This window comes from Verticiella sediminum (genome assembly GCF_007558815.1).
Classification (GTDB): domain Bacteria; phylum Pseudomonadota; class Gammaproteobacteria; order Burkholderiales; family Burkholderiaceae_B; genus Verticiella; species Verticiella sediminum.
In genome coordinates this window covers 38,786-53,591 of the sequence record NZ_VLTJ01000010.1, presented here as the reverse complement: position 1 = coordinate 53,591, position 14,806 = coordinate 38,786, and the positions used below count along the sequence as shown (strand labels likewise).

Annotated in this window: 15 protein-coding genes; 6 read left to right on the top strand and 9 right to left on the bottom strand. The window is 69.3% G+C overall.

Annotation, left to right across the window (positions count from 1 at the left end):
* The first annotated feature begins 12 nt into the window (after window positions 1-12).
* Together FOZ76_RS06270 and FOZ76_RS06265 are read left to right on the top strand one after the other, a co-directional pair.
* On the top strand, window positions 13-798 hold the full coding sequence (locus tag FOZ76_RS06270; protein ID WP_211366050.1) for an SDR family NAD(P)-dependent oxidoreductase: 786 nt from the start codon (window positions 13-15) through the stop codon (window positions 796-798).
* 136 nt (window positions 799-934) lie between these two features.
* Complete coding sequence (locus FOZ76_RS06265) at window positions 935-1,912, top strand: Bug family tripartite tricarboxylate transporter substrate binding protein (protein WP_143947286.1); 978 nt, start codon at window positions 935-937, stop codon at window positions 1,910-1,912.
* Between the two features lie 72 nt (window positions 1,913-1,984).
* Here the strand turns inward: FOZ76_RS06265 and FOZ76_RS06260 are convergent, their stop codons facing one another.
* A complete protein-coding gene (locus FOZ76_RS06260; protein WP_143947285.1) occupies window positions 1,985-2,785 on the bottom strand; it encodes an SDR family oxidoreductase in 801 nt (266 codons plus the stop codon).
* A 251-nt stretch (window positions 2,786-3,036) separates the two neighbouring features.
* On the opposite strand from FOZ76_RS06260, the gene FOZ76_RS06255 reads away from it, so the two are divergent.
* Window positions 3,037-4,020 carry an aldo/keto reductase gene (locus tag FOZ76_RS06255; RefSeq protein ID WP_143947284.1) on the top strand — a complete coding sequence of 328 codons (984 nt, stop codon included), beginning with the start codon at window positions 3,037-3,039 and terminating at the stop codon, window positions 4,018-4,020.
* 23 nt (window positions 4,021-4,043) lie between these two features.
* Here the strand turns inward: FOZ76_RS06255 and FOZ76_RS06250 are convergent, their stop codons facing one another.
* Together FOZ76_RS06250 and FOZ76_RS06245 are read right to left on the bottom strand one after the other, a co-directional pair.
* Window positions 4,044-5,258: a CaiB/BaiF CoA transferase family protein gene (locus tag FOZ76_RS06250; protein WP_143947283.1), complete on the bottom strand. Its 1,215-nt coding sequence runs from the start codon at window positions 5,256-5,258 to the stop codon at window positions 4,044-4,046.
* On the bottom strand, window positions 5,258-6,244 hold the full coding sequence (locus tag FOZ76_RS06245) for a Bug family tripartite tricarboxylate transporter substrate binding protein (protein ID WP_143947282.1): 987 nt from the start codon (window positions 6,242-6,244) through the stop codon (window positions 5,258-5,260). Before FOZ76_RS06245 ends, FOZ76_RS06250 begins: the two co-directional genes overlap by 1 nt.
* Before the next feature lie 95 nt (window positions 6,245-6,339).
* On the opposite strand from FOZ76_RS06245, the gene FOZ76_RS06240 reads away from it, so the two are divergent.
* Complete coding sequence (locus FOZ76_RS06240) at window positions 6,340-7,260, top strand: LysR family transcriptional regulator (protein WP_143947281.1); 921 nt, start codon at window positions 6,340-6,342, stop codon at window positions 7,258-7,260.
* Here FOZ76_RS06240 and FOZ76_RS06235 read toward each other — a convergent pair whose 3' ends face one another.
* Window positions 7,261-8,211: a LysR family transcriptional regulator gene (locus FOZ76_RS06235; RefSeq protein ID WP_143947280.1), complete on the bottom strand. Its 951-nt coding sequence runs from the start codon at window positions 8,209-8,211 to the stop codon at window positions 7,261-7,263.
* An 88-nt stretch (window positions 8,212-8,299) separates the two neighbouring features.
* Here FOZ76_RS06235 and FOZ76_RS06230 point away from each other — a divergent pair, with 88 nt between their 5' ends.
* Window positions 8,300-9,250, top strand: a complete 951-nt coding sequence (locus tag FOZ76_RS06230) for an amidohydrolase family protein (protein ID WP_143947279.1) — start codon at window positions 8,300-8,302, stop codon at window positions 9,248-9,250.
* Between the two features lie 71 nt (window positions 9,251-9,321).
* The gene (locus tag FOZ76_RS06225) at window positions 9,322-10,299 is read left to right on the top strand and encodes a Bug family tripartite tricarboxylate transporter substrate binding protein (protein WP_143947278.1); all 978 of its coding nucleotides are present in this window, start codon (window positions 9,322-9,324) and stop codon (window positions 10,297-10,299) included.
* Window positions 10,300-10,395: 96 nt separating this feature from the next.
* On the opposite strand, the gene FOZ76_RS06220 is transcribed toward FOZ76_RS06225, so the two are convergent.
* The 5 genes from FOZ76_RS06220 to FOZ76_RS06200 form a co-directional block, all read right to left on the bottom strand.
* Window positions 10,396-11,181 (bottom strand): SDR family oxidoreductase, encoded by a 786-nt coding sequence (locus FOZ76_RS06220; RefSeq protein WP_143947277.1) that lies wholly within the window; start codon window positions 11,179-11,181, stop codon window positions 10,396-10,398.
* A 185-nt stretch (window positions 11,182-11,366) separates the two neighbouring features.
* The gene (locus FOZ76_RS06215) at window positions 11,367-12,185 is read right to left on the bottom strand and encodes an SDR family NAD(P)-dependent oxidoreductase (protein ID WP_143947276.1); all 819 of its coding nucleotides are present in this window, start codon (window positions 12,183-12,185) and stop codon (window positions 11,367-11,369) included.
* 178 nt (window positions 12,186-12,363) lie between these two features.
* Window positions 12,364-13,158 (bottom strand): enoyl-CoA hydratase/isomerase family protein, encoded by a 795-nt coding sequence (locus tag FOZ76_RS06210; RefSeq protein ID WP_143947275.1) that lies wholly within the window; start codon window positions 13,156-13,158, stop codon window positions 12,364-12,366.
* Window positions 13,159-13,170: 12 nt separating this feature from the next.
* The gene (locus tag FOZ76_RS06205) at window positions 13,171-14,361 is read right to left on the bottom strand and encodes a thiolase family protein (protein WP_143947274.1); all 1,191 of its coding nucleotides are present in this window, start codon (window positions 14,359-14,361) and stop codon (window positions 13,171-13,173) included.
* Entirely contained in the window at window positions 14,361-14,771 is a 411-nt protein-coding gene (locus tag FOZ76_RS06200) for a Zn-ribbon domain-containing OB-fold protein (protein ID WP_143947273.1), read from the bottom strand. Before FOZ76_RS06200 ends, FOZ76_RS06205 begins: the two co-directional genes overlap by 1 nt.
* Between the last annotated feature and the right edge of the window lie 35 nt (window positions 14,772-14,806).

Genomic DNA, 14,806 nt, shown 5'->3' with positions numbered 1-14,806 from the left:
CAGGACAACCCTATGAACGGCAGACTGAAGGACAAAGTGGCGGTCGTGATCGGCGCCGGCTGCATGGAACCGCAGGCGGGCATAGGTGCCACGTGCGCCGAACTCTACGCCCGGGAAGGGGCGAAGGTCCTGTGTGCGGACCTCTCTCTGAAGGCCGCCCGCGCCACGGCGGAGCGCATCGTCCAGGCAGGCGGGCAGGCGGACGCGATGCAGGTCGATGTCGGCGACGCCGGGCAGCTACGCGCCCTGCGCGACAAATGCATGGAGCTTTACGGCCGGTCCGATGTTCTGCACAACAATGTCGGCATATGGGATCTGGCACCGCTGGAGGACATCAGCGAAGCCTCCTGGGACCGCGTCATGGACATCAACGTCAAGGGCGCGCTCCTGGCGATCCAGATCTTTCTGCCCGACATGCTGGCGCGTGCCAAGGGCTCGGTGATCAATACCTCCTCCATCGCCAGCAAGAAATGGGGCCCCACGCCCTTTCTGGCGTACTACACCTCCAAGGCCGCCCTGAACCAGATGACGCGCGTACTCGCGCGGCAATACGCCGAGAAAGGCGTGCGGTTCAATCTGGTCCTGCCCGGCCTGATCGACACCCCTCACGCGCATCGCATGGCGCAAGGCGGCCAGGAAGAGATCGAGAGGCTGAGGAAGATCCGCGATTCCCGCTGCCCCATGGGGTTCCAGGGGCAGGCCATGGACATCGCCCACGCCGCCCTCTTCCTGGCTTGCGACGAGTCCCGCTATGTGACCGGCCTCGAACTGATGGTCGACGGCGGCCTGAGCCTCTGAGCACGGCGTCCGACGTCGCCCCTTCGTTTCGCAAAGATTCGGGCTGCACTTCGGCCTGCAAATCGGACAGCCCAGCGGCAACCTCGCTGGCGCCTGCCGGCATTCCACATGAGAAGAATCCGTAGAGGAGACACAGATGAACCGGAAATACCTTGTAGCGTCCGTACTGGCCCTGGGCATGGGCTGCGCGGCCGCGAACCCGGCCGTGGCGCAGAAAGATGCCTACCCGGCCAAGCCCATCACCATGATCCTGACCAGCGCCGCCGGCGCGGGCAGTGACTTGATCATGCGCTACCTGGCCACCAAGCTCACGCCCATCCTCGGCCAGCAGTTCGTGTTCGACAACCGTCCGGGCGCCAACGGCATCCTCGCCATGACCGCGGTGGCCCGGTCGCAACCGGACGGTTACACACTCACGTTGGGCGCTTCGTCCTCGCACGTCCTCAACCCCGTCCTGTACAAGGATCTGGCCTACGACGCGATCAAGGATTTCACCGCCATCGGCCAGTTGGGAACCGTCAGCATCCTCATGGTTGCCAACAAGGACTTCCCGCCCAACGACCTGAAAGAGTTCCTGGCGTATGTCCGGAACAAGACACCCGCCCAGCAGTATGCCCACTACGGCATCGGCTCCACCGGCCACTTCTGCGGCGAGCTGCTGGCGCAGATGGCGGATGTGAAGCTGGAGCACGTTCCCTACAAGAGCGTTGCCGGCATCCTCACCGACATGATAGGCGGTACTGTCCAGGTTGGCTTCACCGACATGACCTCGGGCTCAGCCGCGGTCAAGGCCGGCCGCGTGAAAGCCATCACCTCCTGCACGAAAAGGCCGCCCAGCCTGCCCCAGGTCGATGGCTATGTCGATCAAGGCATCGACTTCGACCGTGAATTCCGCTGGGTACTGTACGGCCCGGCCGGCATGAAGCAAGCGGTGGTGGACAGGCTGAGCGCCGCACTGAACCAGGTGCTTGCCATGCCGGACACAGTCGAGAAGATGCGCGAGTTCGGCATCACGGTGAGCCCGCTCACCGGCGAGCCGCTGGACCGGATGAACAGGCAGGACATCGACGAGTGGCGCGAGATCGCCCGCAAAGCGGACATCAGGGCCGACTAGCCCGGACGGCCGTCCACGGCGCAGCGGTGCCGGCTCCGCCGGCACGGGCGCGCGCCGGCACGCAGGCGCGCTTCAGAACGTCCCCGGATACGCCCCGCCGTCGGCCAGCACGTTCTGACCCGTCATGTAGCCCGCATGCTGGCTGCACAGGAAGGCGCAGATGGCGCCGAACTCGGCGGCATGGCCGAAGCGCCCTGCCGGAATCTGGCGGGTCCGCGCCTGCAGCAGTTCCTCGGGCGCCTTGCCCGCCTGCTCTGCCGCGTTCTTCGTGATCTTGCGCAGCCGTTCGGTATCGAACGCGCCCGGCAGCAGGTTGTTGATGGTGACGCCGGCTGCCGCGATCTTGCTGCGCGACAGGCCCGCCACGAAGCCGGTCAGCCCGCTGCGCGCGCCGTTGCTCAGGCCCAGGTTGGCGATCGGCGCCTTCACCGCCGACGAGGTGATGTTGACGATGCGCCCGAAACCGCGCTCGGCCATGCCATCGACCGTGGCCTTGATGAGCGCGATCGGCGTCAGCATGTTGGCGTGCACGGCCGCTTCCCAGGCGGCCTCGTCCCACTCGCGAAAGTCGCCCGGCGGCGGCCCGCCCGCGTTGGTCACAACGATGTCGAAATCGCGCCCCGGCCCCTGCTCGCAGGAGAAAGCGGCTTCGCGCCCTTCGGCGGTGGTGATGTCGGCCGCCACGGCCAGCACCCGGGTGTCTTCCGGCGCCACCGAGCGCAGGGTGGCCAACGCGGCCTCCAGAGCCTCGGCGCCGCGCGCCACGATCACCGTGTTCACGCCCTCACGGACGAGAGCTTCAGCGCATCCGTAGCCAAGACCGCGGCTCGCGCCGCATACCAGTGCCCACTTGCCGGCAATTCCGAGATCCATGTTCTTCCTTTCAGAAAACGTGTGTATCGATGGGATATCCGGACAGACGATACCTCAAGCGCTGGCCCGGCCATCAGCCAGCCCACGCGACGCCGGTGTCTTGCGGCACGCTGTTACCCGCGTCCGCGCAACGATGCAGCGGCGCCTGCGGCACGAGCAGGCCGACATGCGGCCGAGGATGACGCACAATACGCGGATGGCGCACGCCGGCCCCTACACGCGCGCGGCCGCCCCATCTGACAGGAGACCCCATGCAATACACCAATCTCGGCAAGACCGGCCTTTCCGTTTCCCGCCTGTGCCTGGGCTGCATGAGCTACGGCATACCCGAGCGCGGCAAGCACGCCTGGACGATGGACGAGGCCACCAGCCGTCCCTTCCTGAAGAAAGCGCTGGACGCGGGCATCAACTTCCTCGATACCGCCAACAGCTATTCGGACGGCACCAGCGAGGAGATCGTCGGCCGTGCGCTCGTCGATTACGCCAACCGCGAGGACATCGTGCTCGCCACCAAGGTGTTCTTCTCCGACCGCAGCGGCCCCAACACTTCGGGCTTGTCGCGCAAGAACATCATGCGCGAGGTCGACGCCAGCCTGCGTCGGCTGGGCACGGACTACATCGACCTCTACCAGATCCATCGCTGGGACACCCGCACGCCCATCGAGGAGACCCTGGAAGCACTGCACGACGTGGTCAAGGCGGGCAAGGTGCGCTACCTGGGGGCGTCCTCCATGTACACCTTCCAGTTCGCCAAGGCGCTCTATACGGCCGATGCCAACGGCTGGACGCGCTTCGTCAGCATGCAGCCGCACTACAACCTGCTCTATCGCGAGGAAGAGCGCGAAATGCTCAAGCTGTGCGCGGCCGAAGGCATCGGCGTGATCCCGTGGAGCCCGCTCGCGCGCGGGCGCCTCACGCGCGAATGGGACCAGTCCAGCGCGCGGCAGGAGACCGACCTGGTCGGCAAGACCTTGTACAAGCATGCCGAGGAATCCGATCGCCGCATCGTGCAGGCGGTGGCCGAGGTCGCCCAGGCGCGCGGCGTGGCGCGCGCCCAGGTGGCGCTGGCCTGGGTGCTGCACCAGCCCGTCATCACCGCCCCCATCATCGGGGCGACCAAGATGCAGCACCTGGACGACGCCATCGCCGCGCTCGAGCTGCGGCTCACGCCCGAGGAACTCGGCAAGCTCGAGGCGCCGTACGCGCCGCATCCGCTGATGGCGATGAGTTCCTGAGCGCGCCGGGGCCGGCTACCAGCTCAGGAGCCCAACAGCCTGGCCGCCAGTTCGGCAGGCAGCCCCACCTCGGCCAGCACCTGGGCACTGTGCTCGCCCGCGCCGGGCGGCGCGGTGACTGGGCCCAGGCTCTGGCCGTTCCAGCGAAAGCCTACCGAGGGCGTCCGGATGGCTCGGCCCGATGCGGGGTCGAGCACCGTCTTCTGCACTTCCCGGGCCACGACGTGCGGCTCGGCCAGGGTCTCCGGCAGGCGGCGCACGCGCACGGCCGGCACATGCGCTTCCGACAGCAGACGCTCCCACTCGGCGGCGTTCCGGCCGGCCAGCGCTTCGAGCAGCACCTGCGTGAACGCCGCCGCGTGGCGGCGCCGCTCGTCCGGCTGCGCATAGCGCGGGTCGGCGAGCAGATGCTCGCAGTCGAGGACGGTGAGCAGGCGGCGCACCTGATGCTCCTGGTTCGCCGCGAGCGAGAGCAGACCGTCGCGCGTGGGGAAAATGCCCGAGGCCGGGCTGCCGCTGGCGGCCGTGTTGCCCTGCGGCTGGGGTTCCGCCCCGGCGTTGCTCCAGGCCGATACGGTGGAGGCCATCGCGCACAGCGCGGCATCGAGCATGGCCACGTCCATGCGCTGGGCCTGGCCGGTGCGGTCGCGCTCGCGCAGGCCCGACATGATCGAGAACGCCGCGTAGATGCCCGCCAGGTAGTCGACCATGGGCGGCCCGATGCGGTTCGGTACGGTTTGCGCGGTGCCGTTGAGCATGGTGATGCCGGACATGGCCTGGATCACGTGGTCGTAGGCGGGACGGCGGCTGAACTCGCCTTCCTGCCCGTAGCCGGAGATCGAGCAGTACACGAGATCGGGCCGCAGCGCGCAGGCCTTGGCAAAGCCCAGGCCCAATCTTTGCGCGACGCCGGGCGTGAAGTTCTCCACCAGCACGTCGGCGCTGGCGATCAGTCGCTCGATGGCGGGCCTGGCGTCGGGGGAATGCAGGTCCAGCACCAGCGAGCGCTTGCCCGCGTTCTGCGCCGCGAACTGCGCCGAGAGCCCTGGCACGCCTTCCACCGGAAGACCGCTCCTGGCCCACTCGCCGCCGGGGCGCTCGACCTTGATCACGTCGGCCCCCAGCAAGGCCAACTGGTAGGTGCAATACGGCCCCGCGAGCACCGTGGTGAAGTCCAGCACGCGGATGCCCGACAGCGGGCGCGGCCGCTCGGCCCGGGATTCGGTCGACGCAGCCATCAATCCACTCCTATCTTGAGGCGCTGGACCAGGTCGCCCAGGCGCGCGTAATCGGTGTCCAGTTCCTGGCGAAAGCGCTCCTGCCCATAGCCCAGCGGCACCATGCCGGCAGTGCGCACGCGCTCGGCCACGGCGGGCTCGGCAGCCACCGCGAGAATGTCGCTCTCCAGCTTCGCGCGGATGTCCTGCGGCACGCCGGCGGGCACGAACAGCCCCAGCCAGGGACGCAGCGGGCTGAAGCCGGGCACCGACTCGGCCGCGGTGGGCACGTCCGGCAACTCGGGCAGGCGCTCGTTGGTGGAGGAGTACAAAGCCTTGGCCTTGCCGTCCTGCAGGGTCGGCAGGATCACCGCCAGGCTCTCCTGCAGCAACTGCACGCGCCCGCCGAGCATGTCGGTCATGGCCGCCGAGGACGCTTTGTACGGTATGTGCTCGGCCTGCAGCCCGGTCGCCGCCTTGAGCAGCTCGAAATTCAGGTGCGGCACCGTGCCATTGCCCAGCGACGCGTAGTTGAGGGCGCCGGGATGGGCCTTGCTGTAGGCCACCAGTTCGGCCACGGTATTGACCGGCAGCGCCGGGCTCACCGCGAGCACGCCCTTGGGATAGGCCACCGCAGCGATCGGCGCGAAGTCCGCGCGCGCGTCGTAGCCGACATTGGCATAGACATGCGGGTTGATCGCCATGGCGGCCATGGCCGAGAAGAGCAGCGTGTAGCCATCGGCCGGCGCCCGCGCGGCGGCCTGCGCGCCCAGGCTGCCGCCCATGCCGGGCCGGTTCTCCACGGTCACCGGCTGCCGCCACTTGCGGGCCAGCCCTTCGGCCATCACGCGCGCCAGGGTGTCGGTCACGTTGCCGGGCGCGTAGCTGACGATCATCGTGACGGGCCGCACCGGAAAACCCGCGTCTGGCACCGCGGCCGCAGCCGCTGTTGCGCTCGATGCGCACGCCGCCAGGCCGAAGCCGGCCACGAGGCTTGCCACTCTCATTTGTCTCCCCCTCGATGGGTTGCTGTCGCGCTAGTCTAGGCCGGGCCTGGAATAAGTGATAATCGATTTATCGGCTCACATGACTCGTTCTGCTTATGGCACGACTCGACCAACTCCGCCTGCGCGACCTGATGGTGCTGGAAACCATCGCCGACGTCGGCAGCCTGCACGCCACCGCCGCAGCCCTGCACATCAGCCAGCCCGCGGTATCGCAGATCGTCAAGGGCCTGGAGGCCGCCATGGGCGCCGCGCTGCTGCAGCGCGGGCGCCGCGGCGTCAGCCTCACCGCCGCCGGCGCAGCCGCACTGTCGCATTTGCGGGTGGCGCGCCATGCACTGGAAGCCGCGCAGCACGCGGCCCGCCAGCCCGAGGCGCCCATGCTGCGCCTCGGAGCATTGCCCCTGGCGATGCTGGAGCTGGTGCCCCGCGCGGTCGCCAGGCTGCGCCGGCGCATTCCCGAGGTTCGCATCCACATGGTCGACGGCGCGGTGGACGGATTGTGGCGGCAATTGCGCGAAGGCCGCCTGGACGCCATCGTCGGGCGTTTCCCCTTGGCGGCCGACCGGCGCGACCTGCCGCAGACCATGCACTGCCAGCCGATCGCACGCGAGGATCTGGTGCTGGTCGCCCCGGCGCGACACGCCGTCACCCGCCTGCGCACGCCCTCGCTGCAGGCGCTCGCCGCGCAGGCCTGGGTATTGCCGCCGGAAAACTCGTTCACCCGCCGCGCCTTCGACGTGCGCTTTCTCGAGGCCGGGCTGGCGCCGCCCGAGCCTGCGCTGGTGTGCTCGGCGTTTCACGGCGGCCTGCACCTGGCGGCGGCCAATGCGCTGCTGACGGTGGCGCCGCGCAGCGCGGTCACGCGCTACGCCCCGGCACTGGACCTGAAGATCATCCGCCTGCCCTGGCCCGACCAGGACAGCGACGTGGTGTTCGCCTGCCGGCGCGCCGGCCTGGTCGTGCCGGCGCTCGCGGCGCTGCGCGACAGCTTCCAGTCGCGGGCGCCCGCCCCCTGATCAGGCGCCCGGACGGGGGCGCCGCCTGCGTGCGCGCCTGCCAGCCGGCACCGGCGCGAGATCCGGCATGGGCCGCTCGATCAACAACCTGCGAAACTGTTCGGCCGCGGGCGACAGCATGTGGTCCGAGCGCCGGTAGAGGCCGACGCGGCGCAGCGGCCTGGGCTCGCCCAGGGATCGGAAGACGAGCCCGCGCATGTTCAGTTCCGCCAGCGCCACGCGCGGAATGATGGTCACGCCGAAGCCCGTGCGGACCATGCTCAGCGCGGTCACCATGTTGAGCACCTCGTACTCCGCCACCTTGCCGCCGGCATGCCGCAGCATCGCGTCGCGCACCCTGGCGTTGGTGGTCGAGGAGGCCGACACCACGATCATCGACTCGTCCCGCAGATCCTGCCATGGCAGCACGGCCAGGCTCGTGTGCCGGTGGCCCGCCGGCATCACGCACACCAGTTCGTCCACGAAGAGCTGCTCGAAATGCAGCCCGGCGTCGGTGTCGGCATAGCCGCACAGCGCGAACTCGACCTCGTGCTGGCGCACCTTCTCGAGCAGCATGGCGTTGTGGTCCTCGTGCAGGTGGATGCCAATGCCAGGATAGGCGGCGCGGAACTCGGCCAGGGCCGGCATCACGAATCCGAAGGCCAGCGAAGGCAGCACCGCCAGGGCCAGGCGGCCGCGCTCGAGCCTGGCCAGCGACAGCGCGTTGCGGCAGGCGCTCTCGATCTCGCCCACCCCGCGCTGCATCTGCGAGAGCAGTTGCCGGCCCGCCGGCGTCAGCGCGACGTGGCGGGTCGTGCGGTCGAACAGCCGTAGTTCCAGCAGGCTTTCCAGCTCGCGGATCATCTGCGAGAACGCCGGCTGTGTCATGCCGATCTTCGCCGCGGCGCGCGAGAAGGAAAGCGTCTCGGCCACGGCGAGAAACCCTTCTATCTGGCGAAGACGAACTTTCATACGGCATGCCTATCAATTATTCAGAATTATGAATTTCTCATTATAAAACTCGCGTGTCAGACTGGCGCCCGTCTTTCCCGGAGCCGTCATGACACGCATCGACGTACACCATCACATCCTGCCCCCCTTCTACGTGGAGGCCATGGGCAGCCACGCCATCGGGGCCCAGGGGTCGTCGGGCCGGGTCCCTGCCTGGAGCGTGGCCGACGCCCTGGCGAAAATGGACGCCGCGGGCATCGACACCGCCATCACCTCCGTCAGCGCGCCCGGCTTCGCCGGCCAGCCGCTGCCGGCGCGCGCCGAACTCGCGCGGCGCTGCAACGACTTCGCCGCCGGCATGGTCGCTGAACACGCCGGGCGCTTCGGCATGTTCGCCGCCGTACCGTCCACCGACGCCGATGCCGCGCTGGCCGAAATCGCCCGCGCCTACGACGCACTGCACGCCGACGGCGTCTGCCTGCTGAGCAACTACGACGGCGCCTACCTGGGCGAACCCGTGTTCTCGCCCATCCATGAAGAGCTGGACCGGCGCCAGGCCGTGGTCTTCGTGCACCCCACCTCGCCGGTGGTGCCGGTGCCGGTCGGCGGCCTGTCGGCCTCGTCGGTGGACTTCACGTTCGATACCGCGCGCGCCATGGCCTCGATCATCTTCGGCGGCGTGCTGCAGCGCTATCCGCGCATCCGCTTCATCTTCTCGCACATGGGGGGCGCGATGCCGTACATCGCAGAACGCATCGGCGTGCTCGCCCGCAACAACCCGGCGCTGCAGGCCTACATACCCCAGGGCATCAGCACCGAACTGCGCAAGCTCTATTTCGACACCGCGCTGTCGGCCAACCGCGTCACCTTCGCGGCGATGATGGAGATCGGCTCGGCCGACAACATCCTGTTCGGCAGCGACTACCCGTTCGGGCCCAAGGACCAGATGCAGGACGCCGTGGACAGCCTGGCCAGGCTCGGCCTGCAGCCCGGCGAGATCGCCCGCATCGACAGCGGAAATGCCGGCACATTGTTCCCGCGCTTCGCCGCGCCGGCGTGAATCCATCCCGGGCGTGAATCCGCCCTGTGCGGGCAGTCCCGCGCACCCATGACAAGAATCGAGGAGAAACCATGATCCGCCATACCGCCCAACGCTGGCTCGCCGCCACCCTGCTGGCCGGCTTCGGCCTCTGCGGCAGCGCCGCCGCCCAGCCGGACTATCCCGCCAACCCCGTGCGCCTGGTGGTGCCGTTCTCCACCGGCGGCGGCAACGACATCGTCGCGCGCATGCTCGCCAGGCACCTGGGCGACGAGCTCGGGCAAACCATCATCGTGGAGAACCGGCCCGGCGCGGGCGGCAACATCGGCATGGCGAGCGTGGCCCGGGCCGCCCCCGACGGCTACACCCTGGCCTATGTCGCCAACACGGTGGTCATCAACCCTTACCTGTACAAGGACGTGGGCTCGGACATCCGCAACGATTTCGCGCCCGTGGCGAATCATGCCACCTCGCCCGTCTGGGTGCTCGTGCATCCTTCGCTGCCGGCGCGATCGCTGGGCGAGCTGATCGCCTACGGCAAGGCCAATCCGGGCAAGCTCTCGTACGCCACACCCGGCGTCGGCACGCCGCACCACATGGCCGCCGAACTGCTCAAGGTGCAGTCGGGCCTGGACATGATGCACGTGCCGTACAAGGGCGCCAGCGGCGCGGCCACCGACGTGGTGGGCGGCCAGGTGCCGGTGCTGATCGCCACGCCCGCGTCCGTGCAGGGTTTCGTCGCGGCCGGCCAGTTGCGCCCTCTCGCCACCATGGACGCCGAACGCTCGGCCGCCACGCCGGAGCTGCCCACGGTGAACGAGACCGTGCCCGGCTTCGACACCAGCATATGGCACGGCATCGTGGCGCCCGCCAGGACCGACCCGGCCGTCGTCGACAGGCTCGCTGCCGCGATCGAGAAGATCCTGAAGGAGAGTTCGTTCAGCGGCGAGCTGGCTTCCGTCGGCTTCTCGCCCGCGTACGAAGGGCCCGACGCGATGGGTGAGCGCATCGCGCGCGAACTGGCGATGTGGGCGGACGCGGCCGGCAAGGCGGGGATCCGCCCGGAGTGAAGGCGGCGAGCGCCGAACCGTACGGTGCTACGCCTGAACGGCAATCCGAAGCACTTGCAAGCGCCGAGGTGGAACGGCCGGCGCTTGGGCCCGTGGTCAGATCACCGAGGTCGAGCACCCGTCCATCGGAATGACCGCGCCCGACACGTAGCTCGCGAACGGCGAGGCGAGAAAGAGCGCCACGTTGGCGACCTCCTCGGGCTGGCCCGCACGGCCCATGGGAATGCCGGCGAGCTGCTCGGCGAGCAGCTCCTCGCGCTTGCGCCCGGTCGCGCGCACGGCGGCTTCCAGGCCCTCTTCCACCCGGGAAGTCTGCGTAAGGCCCGGGTTGATGACGTTCACGCGCACCCCCTTGGCCGCCAGCGCCCGGGCATAGCCCACCGACGCCAGCATCAGGCCGGCGTTGGCCGAACCGCCGGCGATGTGCATGACGCCGGCCTGCTTGCCGCCCTGGCCGACCACGTTGACGATGCTGCCGGCACCGCGCTCGGCCATGCGGCGCGCGACCGGCTCGACCGTGTTCATGTACGTGAAGTACTTGGCGTTCATCGCCTGGTGGAAAGCCTCGGGGCTCAGCTCGTCCACGCTGTAGCGCTTGGCCGCGCCGGCCGAATTGACCAGCACCGAGATCGGCCCCACTTCCTCCTCGATGCGCTCGACCACCAGGCGCGCCGCATCGCCGTCGGACAGATCGGCGGCATAGGTGCTGAGCGCGAGCCCTTCGTCGGCCAGCACCCGCGTGGCCTCGCGCAGGTTGTCGCGGCTACGCGAAACCCCGACCACGCGCGCGCCCGCCTGGGCGAAGGCGCGCGCGCAGGCAAGCCCGATGCCCTTGCTGGCACCGGTGACGAGGACGACTTGGGAATCGAAGGCAATGCGCATGGGATGCTCCCGAAAGACGTGGAGGACGGCCGGACCGATGCCCTGCCGCGGCAAAGGCTCTCATGATGCCCACAGCCCGTGCCGCGCGCAAACGGCGTGGCCAGATCACGGAATACCGTCAAAAATATCGGCATTCCGTTAATAAGGCGAGGCTTGCAGGCCATCCCCGCCCGAGGACGGCGCGCTCAGATCATCACGAACCCGCCGCTCACGCCCAGGCTCTGCCCGGTGACGTAGGCGGCCCGGTCGGAGGCGAGATAGAGCACCGCGCCCGAGATGTCCTCGGGACGGCAAAGGCGCTCCAGACCGCGGGCAATGGGGTAGGCGCGCAGCATCTTCTTCAGGCGCTCGTTGTTCTCCGGCGTGGCGTCCGGATGCAGTGCCCCGTTGGCGATGCCTTCGTGCGAGACGGCGCCCAGGGCAATGACGTTGACGTTGATGCGGTCGCGCCCATGCTCCTGGGCGATCGCCTTGGAAAAGCCCAGGATGGCCGCCTTGGCGCCGGAATACACCGCCAGCCCGGCTTCGCCGGCCCGGCCGGCTTCGGACATGATGCTGACGATCTTGCCGCCGCCCGCGACACGCATGCCCGGCAGCACGAGCCGGCAGCAGTACATCACCGCGTAGACGTTCAGATCCACCACTTTGCGCCAGTCGTCCATCGGCATGTCGAGGAACTGCGGCGGGATGCCGCCCTTGGCACGGCGCTCGGGCGTGACGCCGGCGTTGTTGACGAGGATGTCCACGTGCTCGCGCCCGGCTGCCTTCAGCGCGCCGGCAAACGCGGCTTCGAGCGCGTCGTAGTCGGTGATGTCGCAGACCATGGGCACGGCCTTGCCGCCCAGGGCCTGGATTTCTTCAGCGACTTTCTGCGCGCGCTCGGCGAAGAGGTCGTTGACCAGCACGGTCACGCCCTCGGCTGCGAAATCCAGGCACAGCCGGCGTCCCACGCCCTGGCCACCGCCCGTCACCATTGCTGTCTTGTCTTGCAGATTCAGTTCCATGCTTCGCTCCTCGTGTTGTTCATCGCACCGGACAGCCGTCCGGGGCGGTGTCGTCGGTGTCTGGTTGTCCGGCATCGCGGCGTCCGGACATCCAGGGCACAGCGGAGCCGGCTTTGCCGGTCCGCCAGTGCCGCCCCCCCGGGGGGCGCGCGTGAGCGCGTAGGGGGGGCTTTCGTCTTCAGCGCCCCTGGAAACGCGGCGCGCGCTTCTCCACGAACGCGCGCATGCCTTCCTTGCGGTCCTCGCTGTCGACGATCATGGCGGCGGAAAAGCGCTCGTACTGCAGGGCCGAATGGATGTCGACCTGTTGACCCAGGTCGATGGCCTGCTTGGCGAAGCGCACCGCCAGCGGCGGCTGCGCCGCGATGCTGCGCGCCAGCGCCATGGTCTCCTCCATGAGGCTGGCCGCGGGCACGACGCGGTTGACCAGTCCCAGCGCCAGGCCTTCGGCGGCCGGGATCAGCGCCGAGGTGAAGACCAGCTCCTTGGCCTTGGCCGCGCCGACCACACGCGTCAAGCGCTGGGTGCCGCCGGCGGCCGGGATCACGCCCAGCTTGACTTCGGGCAGCCCCAGGCGGGCGTGGTCGGCGGCGTAGCGCATGTCGGCGCACAGGGCGAGTTCCAGGCCCCCGCCCAGGGCCACGCCGTTCAGCGCAGCGATCACGGGCTTCTCGAAGCTCGCAATGCCGCTGAAGAGTTCGTGCGTGCGCTGCTGGTTGACGAAGTAGTCCGCGGGCGGCGGCGTGCTGGCCGCCCGCTCCTTGATGTCGGCCCCCGCGCAGAACGCGCGTTCGCCCGCCCCCGTGAGCACCACGCAGCGCACCTGCGGGTCGGCGCGCGCCCACTCGAAGAACGCGCAGGCGAGATCGGGCTTCATGCTGCCGCCGAGCGTATTCATGCGCTCCGGGCGGTTCAAGGTGATGATGGCAACCTGGCCTTCCACGGCATAGGTCACGGTGTCCAGCTTCTTCATGGTGTCTCCTGCTCAGGTTGCGTCGCGCCATCCGGCCAGCACGTGCGCGAACGCCACCGAGCCCAGCCCGATCATGTGGGCCAGACCCACGCGCGCGTTCGGGTGCTGCCGGCCTGCGGCCTCGCCGCGGATCTGGCGGGTGATCTCGGCCACCTGGCCGACGCCCGTAGGGCCGATGGGATGCCCCATGCCGAGCAAGCCGCCCGAGGCGTTCACGGCACAGCGCCCGCCGATCTGCGTAGCGCCGTCGGCCAGGCAGGCCGCCCCCTCGCCGGGTGCGCACAGGCCCATGGCCTCGGTGTAGATCAGTTCCTCGATGGAGAAGGCTTCGTGCAGCTCGATCAGATCCAGGTCGGCCGCGCCGATGCCGGCTTGCGCGTAGGCGAGTTCGGTGGAAGTGCGCACCAGCTCCTCGGCCGGCGGCTCGGTTTCGGTGCCCAGGGTCTCGCTGGTCGCCACCGAAGCCAGCACGCGCACCGCCCGCGCCTTGGGGTAGCCCAGCCGGTCCAGGGCCGCGCCCGAGGCCACGATCACCGCCGCCGCGCCCTCGCCGCGCGGGCAGCACTGCTGCACCGTGAGATCGCCCACCACCTTGGGCGAGCCCAGCACCTGCTCCAGCGTGCGCGGCTTGCGGAACTGGGCATAGGGGTTGAGCGCGGCATTGCCGTGGTTCTTCACCGCGACGCGCGCCATCGCCTCGACCGGCAGGCCATAGCGCGCGAGATACCCGCGCGCCATCAAGGCGAACTTGACCGCGGGGATGTTGGCCGTGGGCGACAGGCGGCCCAGCCCGTCCTTGTCCGCGGCACGGCGCGAATCGCCCGGCTTGTCCACGCCCAGGGCCAGCGCGATGTCGCTCTCGCCGGCGGCCACATCGAGGCAGGCCTGGCGGAAGGCGGCGCAGCCCGAGGCGGAAGCGCTTTCCACCTGCGTTACCGCAAGCCCGGTCGACCCCAGGTGCCGCAGCATGACGCGGCCCGTGGCCATGCCGATGGCCGATGTACCCACATAGGCGGCCTGCACCTGGGGCCACGCCACGCGCGCGTCCGCCAGCGCCTCGCGCACCGCCGTCAGTCCCATGGGCACGTAGGGCGTTTCGCTGGCGAACTGGTAGCGGTGCATGCCGATGCCGATCACATAGACCGGGTTCTGCTGCAGGGCGCGGCCGGCGCCGATTGCGCGTTCGATCAGAGCCCTGGCCATCACGCAGCCTCCCCGGCGGGAACGAAGCGGCAGGCGTATCGACCATCCGCGGTCGTCACGGGCACGGCACGCATGGCCATGCCGGGCTGCAGGCCGGCCTCATCGGCCACGCCGAGCACGCCCTCTTCCACCAGACCGGGCGCCAGTTCCAATTCCCCCACCACGTACGGCGCAGGCAGCGCGGGCGACAGGTTCTGGTGCACCGTCGCGAACTGGCGCAGGCGCGCCCGGCCCGGCCGACGCGCCGTGCGGCCGGCCTCGGCCGGCGCGCCGCACTGCCGGCAGCCGTAGGCGCTGGCGGGAAAGGACAGGCTGCCGCAATGGCCGCACTCGAGGAACAGCAGATCGAGCGTGCCGTCGCCGGCATCGACGTACATGGCCGGCTGGACCGGGTCTGCAGGTTGAGTCATGGATCTTCCTAGATTGGGACCGCGGCCCGGCGGCC

Bases quoted from the DNA above. Each gene is read 5' to 3' on its own strand.
- FOZ76_RS06210 (WP_143947275.1), bottom strand. From the start codon at position 13,158: ATGAAGAAGCTGGACACCGTGACCTATGCCGTGGAAGGCCAGGTTGCC.
- FOZ76_RS06235 (WP_143947280.1), bottom strand. From the start codon at position 8,211: ATGAAAGTTCGTCTTCGCCAGATAGAAGGGTTTCTCGCCGTGGCCGAG.
- FOZ76_RS06260 (WP_143947285.1), bottom strand. From the start codon at position 2,785: ATGGATCTCGGAATTGCCGGCAAGTGGGCACTGGTATGCGGCGCGAGC.
- FOZ76_RS06205 (WP_143947274.1), bottom strand. From the start codon at position 14,361: ATGGCCAGGGCTCTGATCGAACGCGCAATCGGCGCCGGCCGCGCCCTG.
- FOZ76_RS06255 (WP_143947284.1), top strand. From the start codon at position 3,037: ATGCAATACACCAATCTCGGCAAGACCGGCCTTTCCGTTTCCCGCCTG.
- FOZ76_RS06225 (WP_143947278.1), top strand. From the start codon at position 9,322: ATGATCCGCCATACCGCCCAACGCTGGCTCGCCGCCACCCTGCTGGCC.
- FOZ76_RS06230 (WP_143947279.1), top strand. From the start codon at position 8,300: ATGACACGCATCGACGTACACCATCACATCCTGCCCCCCTTCTACGTG.
- FOZ76_RS06200 (WP_143947273.1), bottom strand. From the start codon at position 14,771: ATGACTCAACCTGCAGACCCGGTCCAGCCGGCCATGTACGTCGATGCC.
- FOZ76_RS06220 (WP_143947277.1), bottom strand. From the start codon at position 11,181: ATGCGCATTGCCTTCGATTCCCAAGTCGTCCTCGTCACCGGTGCCAGC.
- FOZ76_RS06245 (WP_143947282.1), bottom strand. From the start codon at position 6,244: ATGAGAGTGGCAAGCCTCGTGGCCGGCTTCGGCCTGGCGGCGTGCGCA.
- FOZ76_RS06215 (WP_143947276.1), bottom strand. From the start codon at position 12,185: ATGGAACTGAATCTGCAAGACAAGACAGCAATGGTGACGGGCGGTGGC.
- FOZ76_RS06250 (WP_143947283.1), bottom strand. From the start codon at position 5,258: ATGGCTGCGTCGACCGAATCCCGGGCCGAGCGGCCGCGCCCGCTGTCG.
- FOZ76_RS06270 (WP_211366050.1), top strand. From the start codon at position 13: ATGAACGGCAGACTGAAGGACAAAGTGGCGGTCGTGATCGGCGCCGGC.
- FOZ76_RS06240 (WP_143947281.1), top strand. From the start codon at position 6,340: ATGGCACGACTCGACCAACTCCGCCTGCGCGACCTGATGGTGCTGGAA.
- FOZ76_RS06265 (WP_143947286.1), top strand. From the start codon at position 935: ATGAACCGGAAATACCTTGTAGCGTCCGTACTGGCCCTGGGCATGGGC.